At 47.7% G+C, this 23,708-nt stretch carries 11 protein-coding genes and 1 pseudogene; 3 read left to right on the top strand and 9 right to left on the bottom strand.

The features are described from left to right. Nucleotides 1-41: 41 nt before the first annotated feature. The 3 genes from C3V43_RS11785 to C3V43_RS11775 form a co-directional block, all read right to left on the bottom strand. Nucleotides 42-1,307, bottom strand: coding sequence for a mechanosensitive ion channel family protein (locus C3V43_RS11785; protein WP_106070586.1), 1,266 nt, complete (start codon nt 1,305-1,307; stop codon nt 42-44). 298 nt (nt 1,308-1,605) lie between these two features. Next, nucleotides 1,606-2,625, bottom strand: a complete 1,020-nt coding sequence (locus tag C3V43_RS11780; protein WP_106069971.1) for a DUF4435 domain-containing protein — start codon at nt 2,623-2,625, stop codon at nt 1,606-1,608. A 72-nt stretch (nt 2,626-2,697) separates the two neighbouring features. Next, nucleotides 2,698-3,528 (bottom strand): AAA family ATPase, encoded by an 831-nt coding sequence (locus tag C3V43_RS11775; protein WP_106069970.1) that lies wholly within the window; start codon nt 3,526-3,528, stop codon nt 2,698-2,700. 168 nt (nt 3,529-3,696) lie between these two features. On the opposite strand from C3V43_RS11775, the pseudogene C3V43_RS11770 reads away from it, so the two are divergent. Beyond that, a pseudogene (locus tag C3V43_RS11770) lies at nt 3,697-3,861 on the top strand (EamA family transporter); the annotation flags it as partial. A gap of 379 nt (nt 3,862-4,240) precedes the next feature. Further along, a complete protein-coding gene (locus tag C3V43_RS11765) occupies nt 4,241-6,058 on the top strand; it encodes a DUF4091 domain-containing protein (protein ID WP_106069969.1) in 1,818 nt (605 codons plus the stop codon). Between the two features lie 130 nt (nt 6,059-6,188). Here the strand turns inward: C3V43_RS11765 and meaB are convergent, their stop codons facing one another. The 3 genes from meaB to C3V43_RS11750 all read right to left on the bottom strand — a co-directional run bounded on the left by meaB (nt 6,189) and on the right by C3V43_RS11750 (nt 14,290). Beyond that, a complete protein-coding gene (gene meaB, locus C3V43_RS11760; RefSeq protein WP_106069968.1) occupies nt 6,189-7,292 on the bottom strand; it encodes a methylmalonyl Co-A mutase-associated GTPase MeaB in 1,104 nt (367 codons plus the stop codon). A 32-nt stretch (nt 7,293-7,324) separates the two neighbouring features. Then, entirely contained in the window at nt 7,325-8,392 is a 1,068-nt protein-coding gene (locus C3V43_RS11755; RefSeq protein WP_106069967.1) for a DUF1573 domain-containing protein, read from the bottom strand. A gap of 66 nt (nt 8,393-8,458) precedes the next feature. Next, entirely contained in the window at nt 8,459-14,290 is a 5,832-nt protein-coding gene (locus C3V43_RS11750; protein ID WP_394336141.1) for an alpha-2-macroglobulin family protein, read from the bottom strand. Between the two features lie 1,537 nt (nt 14,291-15,827). Between C3V43_RS11750 and C3V43_RS11745 the strand changes: the two genes are divergently transcribed. Next, nucleotides 15,828-17,492: an IS1182 family transposase gene (locus C3V43_RS11745; protein WP_106069581.1), complete on the top strand. Its 1,665-nt coding sequence runs from the start codon at nt 15,828-15,830 to the stop codon at nt 17,490-17,492. An 85-nt stretch (nt 17,493-17,577) separates the two neighbouring features. Here the strand turns inward: C3V43_RS11745 and C3V43_RS11740 are convergent, their stop codons facing one another. The 3 genes from C3V43_RS11740 to C3V43_RS11730 all read right to left on the bottom strand — a co-directional run bounded on the left by C3V43_RS11740 (nt 17,578) and on the right by C3V43_RS11730 (nt 23,706). Then, complete coding sequence (locus tag C3V43_RS11740; RefSeq protein WP_106070585.1) at nt 17,578-19,035, bottom strand: aminoacyl-histidine dipeptidase; 1,458 nt, start codon at nt 19,033-19,035, stop codon at nt 17,578-17,580. A gap of 250 nt (nt 19,036-19,285) precedes the next feature. Further along, nucleotides 19,286-20,449, bottom strand: a complete 1,164-nt coding sequence (locus C3V43_RS11735; protein WP_106070584.1) for a Gfo/Idh/MocA family protein — start codon at nt 20,447-20,449, stop codon at nt 19,286-19,288. Between the two features lie 65 nt (nt 20,450-20,514). Continuing rightward, nucleotides 20,515-23,706, bottom strand: a complete 3,192-nt coding sequence (locus C3V43_RS11730; RefSeq protein ID WP_106069965.1) for an efflux RND transporter permease subunit — start codon at nt 23,704-23,706, stop codon at nt 20,515-20,517. Nucleotides 23,707-23,708: the final 2 nt, after the last annotated feature.

Below are 23,708 nucleotides of genomic sequence, written 5' to 3'. Positions count from 1 at the left end.
TGATGCCGTGTATTATCAAGCCGATTGCTTTTCCCGATATCTCAGCTCATGTCGGCCGAGAACGCCTGCCGGAAATCTCTTCCAAAGGGTGACTGGAACACCTGCAAATCAAATTCAGGAATGATGGCCAGCACGTGGTCGAAGACATCGGACTGCACAGCTTCGTAGGGCACCCAGTCTTTAATGGCACAAAAGAAATAGAGTTCCATCGGTATGCCGTGGTCGGTAGGTTGCAATTGGCGAACCATGCAGGTCAGCTCCTGATTGATATCGGGAAGGCTCTGCAAATATGCGGTGAGATAAGCACGGAACACCCCTAAGTTGGTCTGGCGGCGTCCGTTGACAAGAATGGAATTATCGATGCCGTGCTCCTCATTATATTGCCTTACCACCTGCTCCGTCTGATCCACATAGTCTTTCAGCAAACGAATCTTGCGATACTTATCCAGCATCTCCGGAGTGCAGAACTTGACGCTGGTCATGTCTATGTTGATGGAGCGCTTCACACGCCTTCCTCCGCTTTCGCGCATGCCGCGCCAGTTCTGGAAAGAGTCGCTTACAAGCAAGTAGGGAGGAATGGTGGTAATGGTATTGTCCCAGTTGCGCACCTTCACGGTGTTCAGCGTCACCTCTATCACCGTACCGTCGGCGCCGTACTTGGGCATCGCAATCCTGTCGCCCACCTTCAGCATATCGTTGGCCGAAAGCTGCACGCCCGACACAAAGCCCATGATGCTGTCTTTGAACACCAACATCAATATGGCTGCCGAAGCACCCAAACCGGCCAACAACGAAAGGGGCGACTTGCCGATGAGTATGCTCACCACGATGATGATTCCCACAAACCAAAGGATGACCTGCACCGTTTGGAGCATCCCTTTCAACGGACGGTCACGAAACTGCTCGCGCTCGCTGTAAACGTTATAGACGGCCTTCAGCAGGGAGTTGATGAAACTAAGCAGAGAAATAATGATGTAAATGCGGCAGAAACGCAGGATTAAGTCCAGCGTAAAAGAGTTTGTCTCGGCAAAGGCCACCGGCACGAAGTAGAAGATAATGACAGGAGCCGCCATACGGCTCAGGTGTACCATCACTTTGCGGTCGAAGACAATATCATCCCAAGAGGCCTTGGTCCGCTTGACCAAACGGGGCACTATCCTGAGCAGGATGCCACGGCACAAAGCATCTGCCGTGAAAGCAATAATCAGTACCACTGCAAATGCCACAAACTGGTCGAGTGTATCGGCCAGGGAGGGAGACATGCCCCAAGAGACCAAGAGCTGATCTATATCCTTCAGTATTTCCATGTTCAAGATATGCAACGCGAGCTTAATAAATCATAATCCGGAAAATATTGGCCGATTAGTTCCCCATTGCCTATTTATAGCGAAGCGCCACAAAGCAAACAAACAGATTCCGCAATATTCACCAAAGACAAAATTACAGAATTGTTTGATTTCACCACCCATTTCTGCAAGTTTTTTTGACTATACGACGCTTGATATTACAATCCGGATAACGTCAGTAGTAATAAACAGTACAATATCCCAACCTCTATCGAAAGAGAACAAAGCCTGTTTCGCCAACCAATATTTCAAAACACCTTTATCTCCGTCTACCGGCATCGGAAGAGCGTTCCAGAAACTCCCTTATATCTTCCTTCAGCCACTGATATAGGTAAAGATTCTTGTAGGCACTGTTTTTCTTCAGCATCACGGACACATTGATCTGACTGTTTTCATAGCCCGTCAGCTCGTTGCGAAACTGCTCGTTGTGTTCGGCCAACCGCTTGATTTCCTGTTCACGCTCACGACGCAGCAACGTGCATACCGGAACGAGGATTTTCATCACCACCGAATCCATGACATGGTGTCCTTGTATGTAAAGATAGGTATTGTCGGGCGTCAATCCCAAGCGTTCCAGTTCTGCGCCCAGTTGTTCCACAGACTCGATGTCTTGCGAAAACCGGGATTGTAGTTCGGTAAGCTTATCTGATACTCTCTGTTGCATCTCGTCCAAACTACGGTAGGGATGGCGCAGGTTTATCTCGTGCAGGCGCACACAGGCATTGAAGTCGTACATCGGAAAAGTATGCAGGTCGTGCCTGCGATAAAACCATACATTCCATAGGAACAGCGGATAAGCAATCTGCGAATAACGCCTCAAGAAAGCAGGGAAATCGAGCACATGCCGGTCGTTCAACGTAGCTTGCACACAGACTTCATGCAAGCTTTCCGCAAAGCAGTGGTAATTCTCAATGGCATAGCCGTAGGTCTGGAAGATGTAGGGATTTTTATTTATTTTATGTGACACCTGTGTAGCTCCCTGCAACAAGAAGTCGTAATCGCTGTCTACACAAGCTATCAGGCTGCGTCCCAACTCTGCCGTGTTCAAAGCATTCATCAGCACCATCTTCTTGCCTTTGGTCAGCGAAGTGGCAGAGGGAAGCATCACTTGGAAATAACATTCGTCGTTTTCAAACTCAGACAGCAGTGTTCGCCAGAAAGCAATGTCATCATAGCTTTCCACATACGCTACAATACGCCTGCGTGCTCTCTTGGGCGCAAGTTTATGAGCGGCATCTAAATAAGCGGAAGTCAGATTATGTCTTAAAGAAGTGGCCACGTAAATCAGGGGTTAGTGGTTAGAGATTAGTGGTTAGCAATCAGGATGGGAACAGCGGCTTATCGCTAAACACTAACGACCGCTAATCACTGTCGAGATTTCCTCAACCTCTGTCACCGCATCCAGCCAGCCTTCCATAATGACCGCAGGAGAATGGGTGGAGAGAATAACTTGGATATTGGGGTTCAAGTCGCGTATCATGCCGATGAGCTTCTGTTGCCATTCTATGTGCAGGGAGGCTTCCGGCTCATCCATGAAAAGCACGCAATGGTTACCGTCGCTCACCAAGACAGTCAGCAAGATGACGAGCATCTGCTTCTCACCGGAAGAAAGCTTGTAGGGCAGAAGGCGTTCATCATCCTGATAGAACACGATGTCGTTGCTTTTGCGATCTATCTTCTTGCGGGTATAGCTGAAGAGGCTGTCTATCATATCCTGGAATTTCCGCTTGGGAAGAGAAAGGGAGGGGGCCATGCTGCGCTGCTTCTCGTCACCGCCAAGCAGTTCTATCATTTTATTGCCTATATTCACCTGATAGTCCAAATAGCGACGCTGAAGCAGATAGAGTTGCCAGTCCAGTTCCGACCGGACATTGGCATCAGCCATGCGGGCAGTAAAATCGCCCATGACGAGCGGCCGGTCGTAACTGCGAATTACATCGTAGGGAATAAATGTCGCCTTCGGATTATCGAAGGATATGCGTACTCCGTTCTTCTCGTCACTCTTCACAGCACCCGACGTCTGCTCCAGATAATTGACCGCACGGTTCAAGATGGTTGTCTTCCCCACCCCGTTGATGCCCGACAGGATATTGACATCGGGACGCAGTTCCCACGCAATATCATACCGATGCCACAACCCGTGTATCTCGATACGTTTGATGTAATTGGCTTGTACTTCCATGGTTTTTCATTTTAATCAAAAGCAAACTTACTGAAAATACTTGAATAATGTGTAGACCGAATAAAGAAATTGTTTTGAGTTTTTTCTGTTTTCAGGAAGAACATGGCACTAAAGATTTCCTGCTTTCAAAAAATAGTCGTTCTTTTGTATCCGTAAATAGGAGAGAATATGAAAAAGAATATTCAAGGACACCTGTTTGCCCTTAGCGCAAACATTCTATGGGGATTAATGGCCCCCATAGGCAAATCGGCCCTGACGGAATTTTCTCCGTTATCCGTCACTACTTTTCGCATGGTAGGCGCAGCAGCTTGCTTCTGGTTGCTCTCGTTGTTTTAAATTTACGGAATTGTCGGCATTCTCATGCTCTGACCTTATATCAAGCTTACTTTAAAAAATTATTACCATGATCTTTTTTATGATACAAGTCACTCACACCCCCTCCAGAAGGTATTCTGAGTGGGGTACAATCAGTCAGGGACTGAAATGGTTTCACTCAGGGACTGAAATGGTTTCAGTCGCCGACTGAATCCCATTCAGTCAGAGAGTGAATCAAAAAAGAGTAGAGAGCGAATCTTTTTTTCTCTGAAATGTAAAAAAAGATGGGTTCGACATAAAAGAAAATGCTTATATTTTCACCCTACTTTCAGGAGTTAAAAAGTAGTCGGCTCTATTCATATCAAGTTTATTATTTATGTAAAACAATACCTTAATTATGCTTAGTATGGAAAAAAAAGTATTCGCATTGCTATGCGGGGTCGTATTCTCCGTCAGTGGATTGGCCCAGAACAGCTCAGGAGTCACTCATTCCGGACAGCCTACCGAACAACCGCCTTTCCCCTTATCTTCTTACAAAGAACTGCCTAACCCCACCCCGACCGATCGGGCCGCATGGCGCAAAGTAAAAGGGATAAACCTTAGCTGGGGAGAGACACATATCCGTTATAAGAAAGAAGTGCCGGCCCCCATCACCAGACCTCAGAAAGGGCTGGAGCTTACGGCGTGGAGAGGCGAACGCATCTCCGCCCAATGGGTTGTCTGGACAGACCGTCCGTTAGCAAGACTTTCTATTTCCATGGAAGATTTAGCTCATAGCAACAAGAAAGACCTTATAAAGCATGAGTGCATCTTATCCGGATTTGTCCGTTACGTCATGACGGACGAGCTGAACAAAGACGGCAACGGTGGCTGTGGTGCCCGTCCGGATGCCGCGGCTTTCGATTCTACATTGGTAGCCGATCCGATAGACCACTTATCTAAAGAACTGGACATCAACAAATGTACCACCCAAAGCGGTTGGCTGTCTATCCGGATTCCCCAAGATGCCGTTCCCGGCACTTATCAGGGAATCGTAACCGTGAAAGACGCCACTGGAAAAATAGACACACTGAACTTGAGAGTCAACGTAAAGGAGCGGGTGTTGCCACAACCCTCCGACTGGAAGTTCCATCTGGATCTTTGGCAAAACCCATTCGCCATTGCCCGTTACCACCAAGTACCGCTCTGGAGCCGTGAACACTTGGAATGCATGCGTCCCTACATGGAACTTTACAGGGATGCCGGTGGGAAAGTTATTACCACATCAATCATGCACAAGCCATGGAACGGGCAGACCTACGATTACTTTGAAACGATGGTGACATGGATAAAGAAAGCCGATGGTTCATGGAGTTTCGACTATACCGTATTCGACCGTTGGGTGGAGTTCATGATGGGATTGGGCATTACGAAAGAAATAAACTGCTACTCCATGGTGCCCTGGCGGCTGTCTTTTCAATACTTCGACCAAGCCACCAACAGTTTACGGGAAATACAAACCAAGCCGGGTGAGCCTGCATACGAAGAGATGTGGCTGGCAATGCTAAAATCATTTTCCGCCCACCTAAAGGAAAAAGGATGGTTTTCAATCACCCACATCTCCATGGACGAACGCCCAATGGAAGTAATGAAAGAGACGTTGAAAGTCATCCGCAAGGCAGACCCTGACTTTAAAGTCTCTCTGGCCGGTGCATTGCACGAAGAACTATCGGAAGAGTTGAACGACTATTGTGTGGCACTGCGTATGAAATATCCGGAAGCGATGAAAGCCCGGCGAAAAGCCGAAGGCAAAGTTACTACCTTCTACACCTGTTGCGAAGAGCCTTATCCCAACACATTCACATTCAGCCCGCCGGCAGAGAGTGAATGGCTCGGTTGGTATGCAGCCAAAGAGGGACTGGACGGGTATCTGCGCTGGGCTTATAACAGTTGGGTCATAGAAGCACTGTTAGACAGTCGTTTTTATACTTGGGCAGCAGGTGATACCTACTTTATCTATCCGGGGGCACGAAGCTCGCTTCGCTTTGAGCACCTGATAGCAGGCATTCAGGCTTTTGAAAAAATCAGGATTCTGAAAGAGGAATATACCCGCACGAACAATCGTGCCGGACTGAGAAGGATAGAAAAAGCATTGAAGCTTTTCGATGAGAAGACACTACGCACAACGCCTGCCTTCGCAGTGATAAAACAGGCCAAGGCGATATTCAACGAATAATATACCTGCATATTATATATGAAACGCGGATGATGCGACTTTATTAGGTTCGCATCATCCGCGTTTCTTATAATCATGTGCGACTTGTCGGTGACTACCACACAGACACGCACCAACTTTTCAGCGTCTTTCAGCTCTTCAAGCCGTCAAAATAGGTATCCAGCAGATTCTTGGCCGCCACAAAAGAAGTAAGGTTTCCTTGCAGCACTTGTCCTTCTTTCTCTTCCAACATCTTTTGAATCTGCGGATTGTGGTAGAAGCTGTCGCGCAACTGTTCGTTGATGGTCTCGTACATCCAATACTTACTCTGCTCATTACGGCGATACTCAAAATAGCCGTTTTCTTTCACAAAGTCGATATACTTATAGACCATGTCCCACACTTCCTTTATACCGAGATTATAGAAACCGGAATAAGTCAGTACTTGAGGCTTCCAGCCACTCTCCGGGGCAGGGAACAGATGCAATGCATTGCGGAATTGTGTCGCGGCCAGTTTGGCCCGTTCCAGATTATCGCCATCGGCTTTATTAATGACAATACCGTCGGCCATCTCCATGATGCCGCGCTTGATGCCCTGCAACTCGTCGCCCGTACCGGCCAACTGTATCAGCAGGAAGAAATCGACCATGGAGTGCACGGCCGTTTCACTTTGTCCCACGCCCACCGTTTCTACAAAGATTTTATCGAAACCAGCCGCTTCGCAAAGCACGATTGTCTCACGCGTCTTGCGTGCCACGCCGCCCAATGAACCCGCTGACGGACTGGGACGAACAAAAGATTTGGGATGAACAGAGAGTTGCTCCATGCGGGTCTTGTCGCCAAGAATGCTTCCTTTGCTCCGTTCGCTACTGGGGTCGATGGCTAAAACGGCCAACTTTCCGCCATACTTTTCCAACACATGCACACCAAATACATCAATAGAGGTACTTTTGCCTGCTCCCGGCACACCACTGATGCCTATACGGACGGAATTGCCCGAATAAGGCAAACACTTCTCTATCACTTCCTGCGCCACGACCTGATGGTCCGGCTTCACACTTTCTACCAGTGTCACCGCCTGACTGAGTACCGTAACATCACCTTTCACAATACCTTCCACAAAATCGGCCACGGACAGTTCCCGTCTTTTCCGTTTCGGACGATTCTTCAAATAAGGATTGACAGACGATGGCTGCTCAATGCCAGCATTGACAATCAAGCCTTTATATACTTCATTATTTTCAGGATGCTCCATAACTACAATGTATTAATGTGAATGATTACCGGCTATCTCTCGATATTGATTTCCACTTTGGGCTGTAGCGGGTCGTTTGTTATCATCAGCAAGCGTAAGTGACGCCGCTTTTTACCGATATTTTTTTTCTCTACCGTTACCCGCAGACGGGTAGTCTCGCCCGGTTGCAATACGCTTTTCTTCAAGTTGGCCCCTACTGCAGGATGAAACACCTGAAGTTTGCTGATTTGCAAAGGAGAACGCCCGCCATTTGTAATCGTTATGGCATGCCATGCTTTCGATTTTTTAGCTAACGCCGCACTCAAGTCTATGTTCTTCGTAGAAAGACGCATGACCGGAGCATTTGCCTTCTCAGTTTCCGTCATTCCCGAGAAGTCCGGTACAAGAATGGCCGAAACGGGTATCTCATTCTCATCCCCCACTTTGTCACCGGAGAAGCGGGAAAGATAAACAGAGGTCTGAGTCAATCCGAAGTCAGCCAGTCTCTCCGAATTCAATGTAAGGGTAATGACGCCTTTCTCTCCCTTTTGCAGCACACCGGGTTCTGCCTCCATTTGCAAATAAGTAGGCAGGTGCATCAGCACCGGTTCATAGGGTCGGTCGGAAAGATTGACCACCCCTATATGGATTACCGGATGCTCTCCGTATTGAATGTCGGGAAATTCAAGACTGTTCTTGTCAATACGTATCTGGCCGATAAGGTATGGATGTGACCGGGTGAAATCCTTTACTTCCCTCACCACTTCACCACTAAAATGCAGATAAGCCACATTGGGGTGTGCATTGCTATAGATTGTTACCGACTTCTGAAAATGTCCCAAAGCCTTGGCATCGAAAGTCACGTTGACTGTTCCTTTTTCTCCCGGGGCAATGGGCGTCTGCGTCCACTGCGCCACAGTACAGGCACAATCAGGTTCTACCTCCGTAAGCACCAACGGAGCATCACCCGTATTGGTTATGATATATTGTACGGTCGCAGGATGTTTCCATTCTATCTGACCGAAACTATACATCTCGGTATTAGATGTGAAACGGGGTTGAGCCACAGCAGCCAATGCCACGACAGAAATAAGATATAAGGCAGTTAAGATACGTTTCATTTATATCGTTTCTAAATTAGAGCAACAAAAATAAGAGTTTTCGATGAGAATGACAAACTTTCATTCTCACTCTATATTTATTATTCCCCCCGTTGAATGTGAAGCATATTCCGGCGCATAAAGACATTGCATGGTGGCCAATCCGGTTTCGTACACTCCGCCGCGAGCTATACGGTAGCTATGCTCCAACACATATACTCCCTTGGTCAAGCGGTCGAAGAAGAAATTGGTTGCGGCATCTTCCACCTCTACATAGTAGCCGAAGCCATTTCCCCAACGATAGCCGGAGAGTGCACCTATCGGCTCGAAACAAGCACCGCGACTATCTTTTAGATGAACGAAATCCATGACACGGTCCAAGCGGATAACCAAACGAGATACAATTTTATCACCTACTGAAAGATGAGTGGTCTTTGTAACCGGTTGCAAAGATTTGATACCATCAGCAGCGACACGCTCTACATATAGTTTCTTCTCTACATTCAACTCGCCACCATGCTGTTTCACATCGGATATGGGCGAAAGATATTGGGCATAAGCAGCTCCCCAAGCGATTCCTTCATCCCGTTTTTCCACGGTGACAGTCTTCGCTTTTAAAACCGGATTTCCCTGCGTATAAGTCTGTTTGACGTAGCCTAAATCAGGAACTGTGGTCTTTGCGGGCGACCATGTTTCGAGCACTTCATCACCCAAAGTGATACGCACATCGCCACGGTTCTCCAACAAGTTGCTGCCCCGACAGAGCAAAGCATAGACAGCATCGGCGGTAGCTACCGGCGAATTCCATGCAGTGGTCTGCTTCTGCTTCAACAACCACAACTTCATCTCTTCCACCAAAGCGCCGTTACCTCCTGCCCTATTCAACGCTTCCATCACGTCCACATGGGCAGAGACCGGCAACATACCCCAACCGTAAGCTTGCTCGTAGAATGCGAAATGCGCTCCTTTCTCATCGGTCTGCACCAGATGCTCTTTCAGAGACGCGATGAATCCGGCCGCTTCGGTCGTACGTCCTGCTGCAATCAAGATAATGGCGGACTGCGCCTTGCGCGCCATCGTTCCGCCCGTAAGATCAGCTCCCACTTTGGAAAGGAAATAACGATATGCCACCTGATTCTCCGTAGGAACTTTCTCACCGCTGAGAGCTATCAGATATAGATAATTCATTGCAGCTTCCGAATTGACAATATATTTCGTTCCGTTCTTCTCTGCCCTGCGAATATCACGATACTCCTCCAAGGCCTGCTTATGCAGATAGGTGAACGCCTGCTTCCTCATGGCACTAACTTCGGAGGGCAGACTATTCTTCGTCAGTAAAGAAAGACGAACAAGCAATTCGGTGATATAGGTAGTCACAAATCTGCTGGTTCTCATTCCCTTACACCAACTCCAGCCACCGTCTCGTCTTTGCAACTCTTTCAGCTTGACAAATGCCGAAGAGTTGCGATTGTTCAGCTGATTTATATCGAACAGAGTAGCGATGCGTGCCTGCCGTTCACTTTCGGCAGTAGCTTCCATCAACCACGGAGATTCGCTGAGCAAGATGTTTTTCACATCCTGATTCTTCTCCAACCGGCTCAGGAAAGTCTCTTTCGTTTCGTCCGACAACCTCCATTTCTCAAACACCGTCTTGATGCGAGGTTGGCTGTTGGCTATAAATCCGGCCAAACTGTTGGCATAATAGGCCGTGGCCCAAGAAATAGCATTGTCATGGTCAGGCAAACTCAATGCCGGCAAAGCCTGCACGGCATACCATGCCGGATTGCCTGTAAACTCTATCGTCAGACGACGATTGACGGCAGTAAGATTGTTGCGGTTAAAAAGGCTGTCCAACGAGAATGTACGGGTCTCTTCACCACGAACAGGCATGGCGATTGTCTCCGTAAGATATACCTTATTACTCAACACCGGCAACAGATGTTGCTCGCCGTCACTGAATGCACCTCCATCGGCAACAAGGCGCACCCCGAGTAAATCATAACGTTCGGTCACATCGAAAAGATAATCTACTGCAACGGTTCTTCCTGCCTCGACAGAAAACTTACGATGTTGAGCAGAGATGACCTTCTCCGTCATCGGATCAAAAATAGTCAGCGTAGCCGTCCCCTGCACGTTCTTTCCTGTGAGATTGGCAATGGAAGCGGCAATCTTTGTTTTGTCACCCACGCGGACAAAACGGGGCATGTTCGGCGTCAGCATGAATTCTTTGGAGGTGACCGCCGTAGCCTCCATCATCCCGGTCATCATGTCTTTGGTATGAGAGTAACCACGGAAGTTCCAGCGCGTAAGACTCTGCGGCATGGTGAACGCAAATGCCACTTCGCCTTGCTCGTTGGTGCGCAGTTGGGGATAGAAGAAAGCTGTTTCGGCAAAGTTAGTACGCAGTCCGGAAACCGGTTGCAGAGATTGCCCGTCATTCTCGTCAGCCTTCCCATCAGCGGAGGCAACCTCTTCCATGTCTTGCACTTCCGCTTCGACATAAGCCAACTCAACAGATTCCGACACAACTTTTTCTTGAAGTACGACTCCGCCATTCATCGCTTTTGTCCGCATTCCTGAGGCCGATATACCTCTTCGAGGACGGCCATACCCTATAGCCATCATCTCTTCCCGCGCCACATCGGGAGTAAAGAAGCGGTCGAACATCCATACTGGAACCGGACGGCTCTTCATCGGAAAATAAATAGAAAAACAGAGGGTTTCATGATAGCTTGTTTTGCGGTGAGCTGCATGGATTTTACTTGAATAATACACCCCTAATAACTGGTTGCGCTTATAAATTTTGTCCAATGAGGCGTCATACATCATAGCCAACATCTCGGCTGCGGCAGGCATACCTTGAGGAGTCTTTATAACCAACTTCCACTCCTCCTCCTGACCGGGACGCAAGCGATCACGGAACACTTCCCACTTCATGTCGAGTTTCCGTTCGACTTGCCGCTTACTCAAATAAACCAGCCGGTTATACATCTCGCCGTTCTTCACAAGATTGAACAGCAAAGTGATACCCTCGCCATAGCGTGCTTCATAGGGATATTCCATACGTACAATGGTATCGTTCAGTTGCAAGACCTTGCTCTCAATACGCTTGCCTTCGCAGAAGGCATCCATCAGTACATAGGCATCCCGACAGGAGGTTCCCAAAAGAAAGGCAGCCGGATGTTGCGCATCGAACTCCAGATTCTCCTTATGATAGAAAAGCGGGGCTGCCTCAATCGGACGTGTATCTTTTTTTGAGAATAGCGCAACACGGTATTTAAAAGATTTCTCGCAATACTCTTTACCATCCAAACTGTCGCAGACAGAAAGTTCCAGACTATAATGACCCGAAGGAAGGTTACCCCATCGCGAAAAGTCCTGAAGCCGATTGGCCATAAACTCACCTTCCATCACAGGACGTTCGGCCGTGATCTTTCCATTTACCGGATTGAGGGGATAAAGACGATAAGTACCTTTCACATCCAAAGGCACATTGTTGCGGTTATTCACACTGAACGTGAAATGCAGGCTGTCTTCCTTACATATATATTCAGGCAGACTGACATGAAACTGATAAGCTTCAGGAGCTACCTCCAGATGATATCCGGCAGTCTGCGTTTCACCGGCTTCGTCCGTCACGGTTACTTCTACATGGTAATTGGAATAATTACCATACAGGTCACGACGACCGGAAGGAGCTTCCAAAACCAGAGGTATGGAAAAATCACCGTCGGCACTCAGCATGATGGTGTCTGCCGATAACTTTTCCTCCGAACGTCCCGGCCCCCATAAACTGCGGGTCACCCTATATGCCAACGGCACATTCTGCACAGTCATGCCGTTAAACGACTTCACGTTACCCGTCAACCGTACCGTTTTTCCATACCGATAGGCTTCGGTCACCGGATTAACGGTAATCTCGAACGTGGGACGTTTGTATTCTTCCACCCTGAAAGAAACTGAAGAAAGAAGAGAGCGAACCTGCACACTGAACACACCATTCAGACAAGCAGTGGGAAGTACGAACTCCGTCGTGAAAGAGCCGAAATCATTTGTACGCAACTTTCGGGAAGCGAGTTCTTTCTGATTCACATCCAACAGCACCAGTTCATACTCTCTACCCTCCAACACACGGGCACAAACACTGTCATCATTTTGTTCATAAGCCACCCCTTTTACGTATACGATTTGTCCGGGACGATAAATAGAACGGTCGGTGAGTAAAGTCATTCGCTCCCACTTCTCATTGTATCGGTTGCTGCTCGGCTGATACAGATAGATGCTCTGCGGCCTCATCGCCCTGTCGTTGCCCTTGCGTGCCACATAGCTTTCTATCCCCTCCTGCCAAGGGAGTATACCTTTTCCGTCGGCACCGGTCACCAGCTCCTTCAGCAGTTTGCGATCTTCCCCGTAGCGCGAATCATAGAAGCTTACTTTCGTTCCGGCAATCGGGTGTCCGGTAGAAGCATCCAGTGTGGCAAATTCCATACGCCCGTCTCCCAACGAAAGTGTCAGTACTTTGAAACGGGTAGTCACCATGAACCTCTCTTCCGCCTCTATATTATCGGCATCGGGCACCAAGCGGACAATATACACCCCTGTTTCTTGCGGCATCGTAACGGAGAAAAGCGTGTCCGAAGCCAGATAAGGCACATCTTCGGGCAGTTTATTCTTCTTGGGCAACGGCTGTAAATCGAAATGAGTGGAAGAGAGTTTGCGCGCCTGCTTGATATAGGTGTTTATTTTCATGTTGCGCTCCATTCGAGGCACTTCCGGAAAAGCAGTAGCATATACATTCAAGGTAAATCCTTTCAGGTTGCGGTAGTTGACATTCATCTTCACTGTTTCACCGGGATAAACGCTTTCCGGAAGAGTTACGCCCAATGCGGGCTGCAATATACCTTCCCGAATATTCTTCAACTCGTCGATGCGCTTGTAGGACGGATAACGCTTCAGTCCTTCATCGCATGCTTTCAAGGCTTCGGCCACGCTGCGGCCATTCGTTCCGGTACGCAGATATGCCGCCTTCTTGATATATGCCTCTGCACAGACTTCGCGATTGCCGAACTCCCTAATCAAATCATCCAATGCCCTGACAGCTGTTTCAGGCTCTTGTTCTTCCGGCATCCGCGTAACTCCACTATACGAGTTACCCTCCACTTTCCAGCTCCAATAATCCAGCGAGCAAAGCACCACGGCATCTTCCATGCCTGTCCGATGACGGTAGACGTTTATCATATTCGCATACACGGCATGGATGCGCGCCTGCATCAGGCTGTCCACATCGAAACCGCTCCAATCCCCATAGACTGATATGGCCCGGTTCGAAAGCAAATGGTAGAGGTCGTGCCGATAGAAACGACTGCCGTCTTCTTGTATAATAAAAGGTATGTATGCATCTGCCGAAGCTTCCAGCAAACGGATAGAGTCCTGCAAAGAGGCGATGGCATGTTCATCTATTTTATTCAGAAACTGCCTCGTGCTCCACTCGCGCACATCATCGGGCGCTTTCTCCTCTTCCAGCAACGTCCTGTTTCGCAAAGCATATCGGTTGTTCCTCATCAGGCCGGCGTACTCATATGCAAGCAACGAATGCAGGATGGACTTGTTCACCAAGTTCTTCTCCGTCCGCACCCACTGTTCCATATATTTCAGGTTGGCATACAGGCTGTCCGGAGTTAGTTCTTCTTGATACTTTTCACGACATACATACGCCTTCAGCATCTGGGGAGCATTTTGTTCCTCTCTACCTTTCCGATAAATTTCATCGGTCAGCTTCACCACTGTTTGCGGCAAACTCTTCTCTTGTGCTTTTTTTACTTGCTTCCACAGTTCGTCATAAGTCTGAGCATGCAATGCAGACAGTCCCAACGTAAGCAGCAATAATAAGATGCTACATTCTTTCAGTCTCTTTCCCATATTCATTTTCTATGTTAGTCTTTGTAATTAACAAAGGAAACAAATAAAAACCAAACAATTGCACTTTTACAGATAAAAAATCTTATTCCGGCTCAGAGAGTATTTTGTTTCAACTTCAAAAAAAAGGATGAGGTTAATATCTCCTATACACTCCATTCCCGAATAGGTTTCATACAATGCACCTAAATTTTGTTGGAATCCGCACTAACCAACACTTCTTACACCAAAATCATCTTAATGCAAACCAATATAAATCAAGACAACGATGCCTGCTCGAAATTCTTTGTTCCCGCATTGCGGATATTTGTTCGCACCGTGCGTTCGTTTGTCCGCACACTGCGTTTTTCTGTTCGCGCCTTGCGAACAGAAAACGTTCCGTGTATCGCACATCTTTATCACGTTCATCAAACAGCTTTTCTATCTATGTAGAACAACTTCACTCTATAGACCCACCTCCGCATGATTGCAGCACGCCCTGCATCGGACAGCAGTCCATACTGCCTCTTCTCTTATCAGGGGCAAGGTGAGCCTGTTGCCAAAGAAACCCATAGGCTTCATTACTGAAAGAACATTCATGGCAAGACTGTTTATAAACCAATCTCCTGAATAAAAAAGGGATGCACTTTTGTGAAGTGCACCCCCATCTTATAATAAACACACATGATGATATGCTTACATCTGAAGACTATAATAGCGCATAGCCTCCATCCAGTTCTTACCGGCCACGGCAAGGACATGCTTTACTGAGTTAACAACCTTTTTTGCCATAATTCTAAGAGTTTCGGAAACAGTTCTGATTCCATATTGATGAATCTCAAAACCATTTCTCAATTAATACCTGTTTTTGGATTCTTTCCATATCCCGGAACAAGAGGTTTCTCCTCTTATTTATTGATGGTATAGCCCATCATCAACATTTCATTCCGGCCCACTTCGGCAAGAATGCGCTTAAGTGTACTCATTACTTTTTTCATAACCTTAAAAAATTAAACTAATACCTGAAAACTTTCTTTAACTATCTGTTATTCCTACTAAACCTTTCTTGTTATCCTATATAATTTGTAGAGAAACATGTTTTACAACACAAAAGTAGAATCTTTTTGGATATCTACAAATAGAAAACGCAGAAAAAAACATGTTTTACAACATATTTCTTGATGCATATCAAAAAGTAACAAGCTCAAACAAGAAGTATGGCCGCAAAAACAAAGAAACCGTCACTTGAACAACTGCTGCGCTGCAACTAACAAATGTCTCTTTCTCGTAGTCTATTTTGAGTTACTAAATTCTATACGAATGTACAGATTAAAAAGGTAATGGATAGTTTCTGTTTGTTACCGATAACACCACAAAATGTATCTTTTTCCGGACTGGCTCATACTGACCTCCTCTAAAAAAAGAGAATGAGTCAGAACCGGAAAAGAGGGTGTGTCAAAATAGACACATCCTCTTTTTTTGCACAAAGCCCCGACTTTCTCAAGCCAGGGCTTTGCTATTTCCTAAAGTTTTTGTAACTTTAGGCATACAAAATTACGTTATGTCAAAGTTACACTTTCGCCCTTACACTTGCAACCAAACGGTGCTTTTTCCACAACGGCTTGATGAAAATATTGCGGAGAACGACCCTGTCCGCATGGTCAACGCCATTGTTGACGGTCTTAATTTGGATAATTTCCGCAAGCTCTACAAGGAAAGCGGTCGTAGTCCATACCACCCGAAGATAATGCTCAAGGTTATCCTCTATGCCTATATGAATAATATCTATTCTTGCCGCAAGATAGAGCAATTGCTCCTGCGTGACATACACTTCATTTGGCTTGCAGGATATGAGAAACCTGATTTTATTACTATCAACCGATTCCGTAATCGTGTCAAGGACGAACTCAACAATGTATTTACCCGGTTGGTTCTTCTGCTCGCGGAGCGTGGCTTTGTAACGCTCGATGTGGAATATATCGATGGTACGAAGATAGAGTCAAAAGCCAACAAATACACTTTTGTATGGCGCAGGACAATAGAAAAGAATCGCACTAAACTGATAGAGAAGATACGCATCCTCCTGCAGCAGGTCGATGATACCATTGCGCAAGAGAAATCCTCGGAGAAAGAGCATGTGGAGTTCACGCCCGCAACATTGAGCGAACTGTCTGCCGAACTTAGAGAAGCCCTTGCCACGCCCCCTGCCGCTACCACCAAAGAAGAGAAAGCACAGTGCAAGAAAAAGGAGAAACAGATAAAGGAACTGGATAAGTACCGTGAGAAACTGCAGGAGTATGACAGCCGTCTTGAACAGATTGGCAGTCGCAATTCCATGTCCAAGACAGACCCTGACGCCACGTTCATGCACATGAAAGAGGATGCCATGAACAACGGGCAGACCAAGCCCGGCTATAATCTCCAGATAGCGACGGAGAACCAGTTCATCACCGACTTTGCCCTGTTTCCCAATCCCACCGACACGCTCACGTTTATCCCCTTTATGGATTCTTTCTTCCGGCGCTATCACCGTCATCCTTCCACCGCCGTTGCCGACTCGGGGTACGGCTCGGAGGAGAACTACCGTTTCATGGAGGATGCCGGCGTGGAGGCATACGTCAAGTACAACCGTTTCCACATGGAACAGCGTCCACATTATACACCGGCCCCGTTCCATCAGGACAGCCTGTACTATAATAAGGAGGAGGATTATTACGTCTGTCCCATGGGGCAGCACATGGAGCGCGTCGGGACAACCCGTGGAAAGACCGCAGGCGGATACCTCACCGAAAGCGCACGCTACCGGGCGCAGAACTGCAAAGGATGCCCGCTCAGATGCAGATGCTACGGGGCAAGGACGGACAGACGCATCATGGAGGTCAACCACAGGCTGAACGAATACAAGGGAAAGGCACGGGAAAGGCTCACTTCCCGGGAAGGCATCAGGCACAGGGGACGGCGGTGCATTGAACCTGAAGCCGTCTTCGGACAGATGAAGTTCGATATGGCATACCGACGCTTCCGGCACTTTGGAAAAGACAAGGTTTTGATGGACTTTGCCTTCTTCGCCATGGCCTTCAACATCAAGAAAATGTGCGCAAAGATGCTCAAGGGGGGGATATCGGGGCTGTCAGACGCATTTACAGCCTTGATTTGTGTCCTGATACGCCTTTTCCGGCCCAATGGAGGCCGTCATGGAAGAAAAACAGAGTTGATTGCGGCATAAGGGAAATCGAGCAGGGAAGACGCGAAAAAACAAAAAAAGAGGATGTGTCTATTTTGACACACCCTCTCGTTTTCTAACTTCCTTTTTACTTCTCCGGTGTCTGCGCCAAAGTAGCCACCAAGAAATCATAGAATTTTGCGACCGTAGGAATATAGACACGCTCGTCGGGAGAGTGAGGCGAACGCAAAGTGGGTCCAAAAGAAATCATATCCAGTCCCGGACAGTTGGCACCTATGATGCCGCATTCCAGTCCTGCATGAATCACTTTCACTGCCGGTTCCACTCCGAATTGCTGCTTGTAAGATAGCTTCATGGCATGCAGAATAGGAGAATCCACATTGGGCTGCCATCCGGAATACCCGCCACTCAGCACCACCTTCATGCCTGCCATGGAGAAACAAGCCGTCAGGCTGTCCGCCAAAAAATCTTTCATCGTGTCGCACGAGCTGCGTGCCAGAATGCGTACCTCGGCTTTTCCTCCGCCAATGAGTACGATAGCCAGATTGGAAGAAGTCTCCACTGTGTCGGGCACCGTAGGAATCATACGCATCACCCCGTTCTGACAAGCCATCAACACATTGAGCATGTTGTCCTGAATCTCTTCGGGGACGATTGCGGCAGGCATCTCCATTTCTTCTATCTTCAGTATGATGCCACTCTCTATGGGTGTATATTCTGCATTGAGCTGCTCTTCATATTCCTTGATATACTCTTCCAGTCCGTCTATGTCTTCGGGGGTAAAAGTCAGCACGGCATGCGCCTCGCGCGGAATGGCATTGCGCATGTTGCCTCCTTCGAAGCTTGCCAGCCGGCAATCAAATTCAATCAACAAGTCGTGCACGATGCGGGCCAACAGTTTATTGGCGTTACCGCGTCCCTGATTGATTTCCAGCCCGGAGTGACCTCCACGCAATCCTTTCAACGTTATCTTACGGGCTACGAAACCTTCAATGGAAGCTTCTTCTTTATATTCCAACGAAGCGGTGATGTCGATACCGCCGGCACAACCTATGTACAACTCGCCTTCGTCTTCCGAGTCGAGGTTCAGCAGGATTTCGCCTTTCAATGTACCCGGTTTCAGACCGAAAGCACCATACATACCCGTCTCCTCGTCTTTCGTAATCAGCACTTCCAGCGGACCATGTTTCAAGTCATCGGCTTCGAGCACCGCCATGGCGGCAGCCACGCCCAAACCGTTGTCGGCTCCCAGCGTAGTACCTTTGGCCTTCACCCAATCACCGTCGATATAGGTTTCGATAGGGTCTTTCGTAAAATCATGAACAGTATCGTTATTCTTTTGCGGCACCATATCCATGTGTGCTTGCAGAATGACGCCCTTGCGATTCTCCATACCCGGAGTGGCGGGCTTGCGAATAATGACATTGCCCACCTCGTCGACAAAGGATTCCAGACCCAACCCTTTGCCGAAGCTTATCAGAAATTCGGTAATCTTTTCCATGTGTCCTGACGGACGGGGGATGCGTGTCAGCGAATAAAAATGCTTCCACACGTTCTGTGGAGCAAGCTGTAAGATTGTACTCATAATCATATTAAGTTGGTTTTCGCAAATATAACGGTAATATTTCTGTTTCGCAAATGTTCTATTACTCATTTTGCATCGGCAAAATATTGCGACCGGGCGCCTGACACATATCATTTTGAAAGCCACTTCATATAATACAATCAGGTAATTCTAGAACAAAAATGTAAAAATGTCACAATGCGGATAAGCTGCCAAGTAACGAATATACTACTGAAGCAAGCGACCTCACCTTCCGTCAGCTTGCGTAGATTCAAAAGTGAAGATTCAGGAAGTCGGGAATATCGACGCGCTCTCCACCACGCCGGGCTGATATTTGCGTCAGTTCAGCCAGACACGACCATTCTGCTGCATCATAAACATCGATGTCGAGGGGCAACCCATGGCGCAAGCAGTATATCAGCCGGCAATCCATGGCATAGTTCATCTCGTTGGGCACACCGCGCTCACTCCCCTCACGCCATAAGTCGGCAGCAGGGCCGCGCATGTATTTGCGCAAGAAAGCCTCCGCGACTTCCCCCTCGAACAAATCGCTCTCGTGCTGCACCTGCGCAAGGGGATATTTTCGGGCAAAGCCTTCCGTACCGCATACAGCCTGAATACGTGAATAGGGACGAGGGGTAGTGCCATCGAACTGCAAGAGTACAGTCACTCCACGCTCGGTGGTGAGCAGCGTCGTGTTGCCATGCCCCAAGAGGCTTTCCGCACCCACAGCTTGTCCCGTGACCGAGACCAAATGGCTGAACCTGTCACCGCGGTGAATACCCAACAACTGTGCTATCGGCCCTATACCATGCGTGGGATATGGGTTACCTCCATGCCAACAGCTCGTTTTGTACCAAGTCTGCGCACCGTGACTTCCCTCCGAGAAACGATTCCTCCAATCGTGGATATAGGCTCCCTCGCAATGCGTAATCGTGCCGAAAAATCCGGCATCGCGAAGCTCCAATGCGGCAAGCGAAAACCAGTCGTAACAACAGTTTTCCGTCATGAAACAGTGCCGGCGGGTTGCTTCGGCAGTACGCACCAGTTCAAAGCACTCTTCCACCGTGGTGGCGACCGGCACTTCAACGGCTACATGCTTTCCACAACGCATTGCCTCCACCGCCATCCGGGCATGACTGCTCCAATCGGTGCAGATATAAATCAAATCAAGATCATCGCGGCGGCACATCTCTTGCCAAGCCGTCTCCCCATAAAAACACAAAGCCTCGGAACGCCCGCTCGTTCGTAACAACGCATTGGCTTCCCCGAAAGAAGAGTCGTCCAAATTGGCAAGGCAGCGTATCTCCGCCCCTTCCACAAAAGTATAACGACGCAAGGTTTGCAGACCGCGTTGTCCCAAACCAATCAAACCGATGCGCACCACGTCTATCGGTTCGCAGCGCAAGCCCAAAGCAGGAGGAGAAATCATCATATTTTTATCGGGTTTCATGAAAGCGAAAAATCACACACGCCTCCACTTCCATAAGACGTGCAAAGTTAATGGAAATCTTTCTTCTTCAACACAAAAACCGGTAAAAACAAGAAGATGCCGATAACGGACATTACCAGCCCCCCGATAGTGCCTGCCGCCAACGGAAACCAAAACGCTTCTTTATCGATGCCTATCATAAAAGGAATGAAGCCCAGAATGGTGGAGACTACCGTGAGGAAAATGGGGATGGCTTTCACATTCCATGCCTTGGTATAGGCACGAAGGGAAGAAAGACGTGGAAAACGACGGCGGATGCTGTTGTATTCATTTAATATATAGATGCTGGCATTTACCGTGATGCCGCATAACAAAACGAAAGAGGCAAAACCTCCCTGATCGAAATTCAACCGAAACCAATAAAACGTAAGGAACACTCCTATATAAGAAACGGGAATCACGAAAATAATGGCAAGCGGCTGCTTCAGCGAATTGAACAAGACACTCGTTGTCAAAAATATGATTGCTATCACTACCAACAAAAGCAGGTATTGCTTGTTGTCTTTCCGATCCCACATCCATCGATTGTTGTCCGACTCCACCGTATAGCCCATCGGAAGGAGTTTGTTGAATTCCTCCAAATCACGCTTTTGCACCTTGTTACCCATCTCTCCCGAGCCAATGTATTCATATTGCAGGCAAAGGCGATATTGCTGGTTCTCCTTGGCAATCTCCTGCGGCATCTGCCCTTTCTCCACCGTGGCCAATTCGGAAAGTTTGTAATACTTGCCGCCCCCTACACCATTAGGAAAAAACCGCATCGCCCAGATATCATATTCTCCCGATTGACGGGAAGAAAGCTTTATTTTCTCCGCCCCTTGCTCCGTTATCACCGAACCAATCTCCATATTCTTGCCGAAGATGGGACGTACAGCAGCAAAAAGGGTTTGTGCATCGATACCCTCTTGTGCCATACGTTCTTTATTCAGTTTGAAATAAAACTCCTGATAATCGTCTTTCCACCATGAAAATTCCGAACTGATGAGCACCTCTTTGATGCGACGGTGTGTCAACAGTTTAGCTTTCAGTTCCTCAGCCCAATGATAAAGTTCATCGTAATTATAACCGTACATTTTGATGCGATAAGAACCTGCGCTTTCACGCACATCGTTGCTGAAGCCCTGATCCTGCAACCCATAAATACCCCAACTGCCACCTCCAAGCTGCAACGCCTTGCTTATCATATTTGCTTTCAACGTATAAGGAAATCCCGTATTCTGGAACTCTTTTTTGAAGTAAACCTGTATACCGGCACGCCGGGGACTATATATGGACGTGTGGAATTGCTTGATTTCCTTAAAGCCGCTAAGATAGGTTTCCATTCGTTTCATCAATGTATTCATCTGTTCCAGTGTACTTCCATTAGGTAAATTAGCGTTGGCATGCAGAACGGTTTCTTCGTTACGAGTGAAATAACTACCCTCATACACTTTTTGCACAAATAGGCGCAAACTGCCGCCCAAGACCTTGTCGACAACAGGTTTCACCGACTCTTTGTATATAGTAGAGCCGAACGTTTTATTATATGTCTCTTTCCATTTCCCCTCTCCTTCCAGTTTCTCGGGTAGCAAAAAGACCGGCAAGCCAAAACCAAGAATTAAAAACGTGCATACCGCCCAACGCCAACGACAGAGAAAACGAATCAAGACAGCATAGCAACGGGCAAAGTACACTGAAAAGCGAAAAGAGGAAAAGGAAAAACGAAAAACTTTTTTTCTCATTCTCAACTTTCTACTTTTCACTTTCTTTTTTCCACTTCTCAACCCTATTTTTTCAATCATTGCCGGAACGAAAAACAACGCTACCATCAGAGATACAGCCAGATTGATGATCACCACTGCGGCAAAATCCTGCAAATTAAGCCGTATCTTTTCATCAAGAAAGAAAATAATGACCAATGCCCCCATCGTGGTGAGCGCGGCAGCCAGCACCGACATAAAAGCTTTCAGATTACGCCTATGCAGTATGTGTTCTGCCATCACAATCGTACTGTCTATCACCAGATTAAGCGAAACAGTAATACCCGCCAGCGAATAAAGTTGCATCTCCAACCCGAAAAAATAATAGAATATAAGTGCTACCGCTATGTTCACAACCAGAGCGGTCACAATCAGAAAAAGATATTTCAACCTGCGTGTAATGAGCCATACAAAAACAAGCAGAATCAGAACCGTCAACCCGGTACGGAAGTAAATTTTATCCAATTCCTCACGTATGTACTCGGTGGCGTCATAATTGGCATGCACTTCATAACCGGCAGGAAGCGCCCGACAAATATCTTCCATCTCATTCATAACCGCACGGCTCAACTGCAACTGATTGGCAGTCTCTTCTGCCGTGATGGAAAGATAGATAGAGTTCAAACCATTGATGCGGTAATAACTCTGCGGTTCTTCCTCCATACGCACAACCGAGACCAATTCGTCCAAGTGAAACAACTTCCCATCGGCAGCAGTCACGGCAATGACAGTAGGGTCAAAGTCCGTAGTATCTCCCTCAGGCACAAGCACCAACCGTATCCATTGCTCGCCGTCTTTACCGGTATCTACATTATGCGTACCCAGAAACTCTTTCCGGTAATGGCGCCGCACAGCCTCCCTTATATCCGACAACGTCACTCCCAATATACGCAATTGTTCGCTATCGTACTCCAACCTCCACTCCATGGAAGTGGCACCGCTGATTTCCACCTTATAAATACCCGAAAGACGCGCCAGCCGCGGTTTGATATGCTCTTCAGCGTACTGCTGTATCAAAATCGGAGCGGAAGGGGCATTCAGAGTATAAGACATGAACGGACGCGAAGCGTTTTCGTCAGGAACTTTCATCCGGATAACCGGATAGCTAGTCCCGGAAGGCAATTGCGGCCATGTTTGCCGGATGACGGTGGAAGCTTCAAAGCGCACTACATCTACATCGGCATGCTTGTCTAGTTCCACGGTAATCCTACCGAAACCATTACCCGAAACAGAATTCAGGTTCTTCACCCCCCGAATACGTGCCAGCATGGATTCCAGCTTACCGGTAACCTCCATCTCCACCACCCTCGACGAAGCGCCCGGCATGCCGAACCCCACGGTAAACCCAGGCAGACTGCGGGACGGATTCAGCTTGACGGGAAGCAACGGCACCAATGCCATACCCACCAAAGCAAGGCAGACAAAGGCAACGATAACGGTGAAAGAAGATGCGGATTTCATGA

This window comes from Prevotella heparinolytica, from assembly GCF_002998535.1.
In the GTDB taxonomy this organism is placed as follows: Bacteria; Bacteroidota; Bacteroidia; order Bacteroidales; family Bacteroidaceae; genus Bacteroides; species Bacteroides heparinolyticus.
The sequence above is the reverse complement of the archived record's forward strand: the minus strand, read 5'-3'. Positions and strand labels throughout refer to the sequence as shown.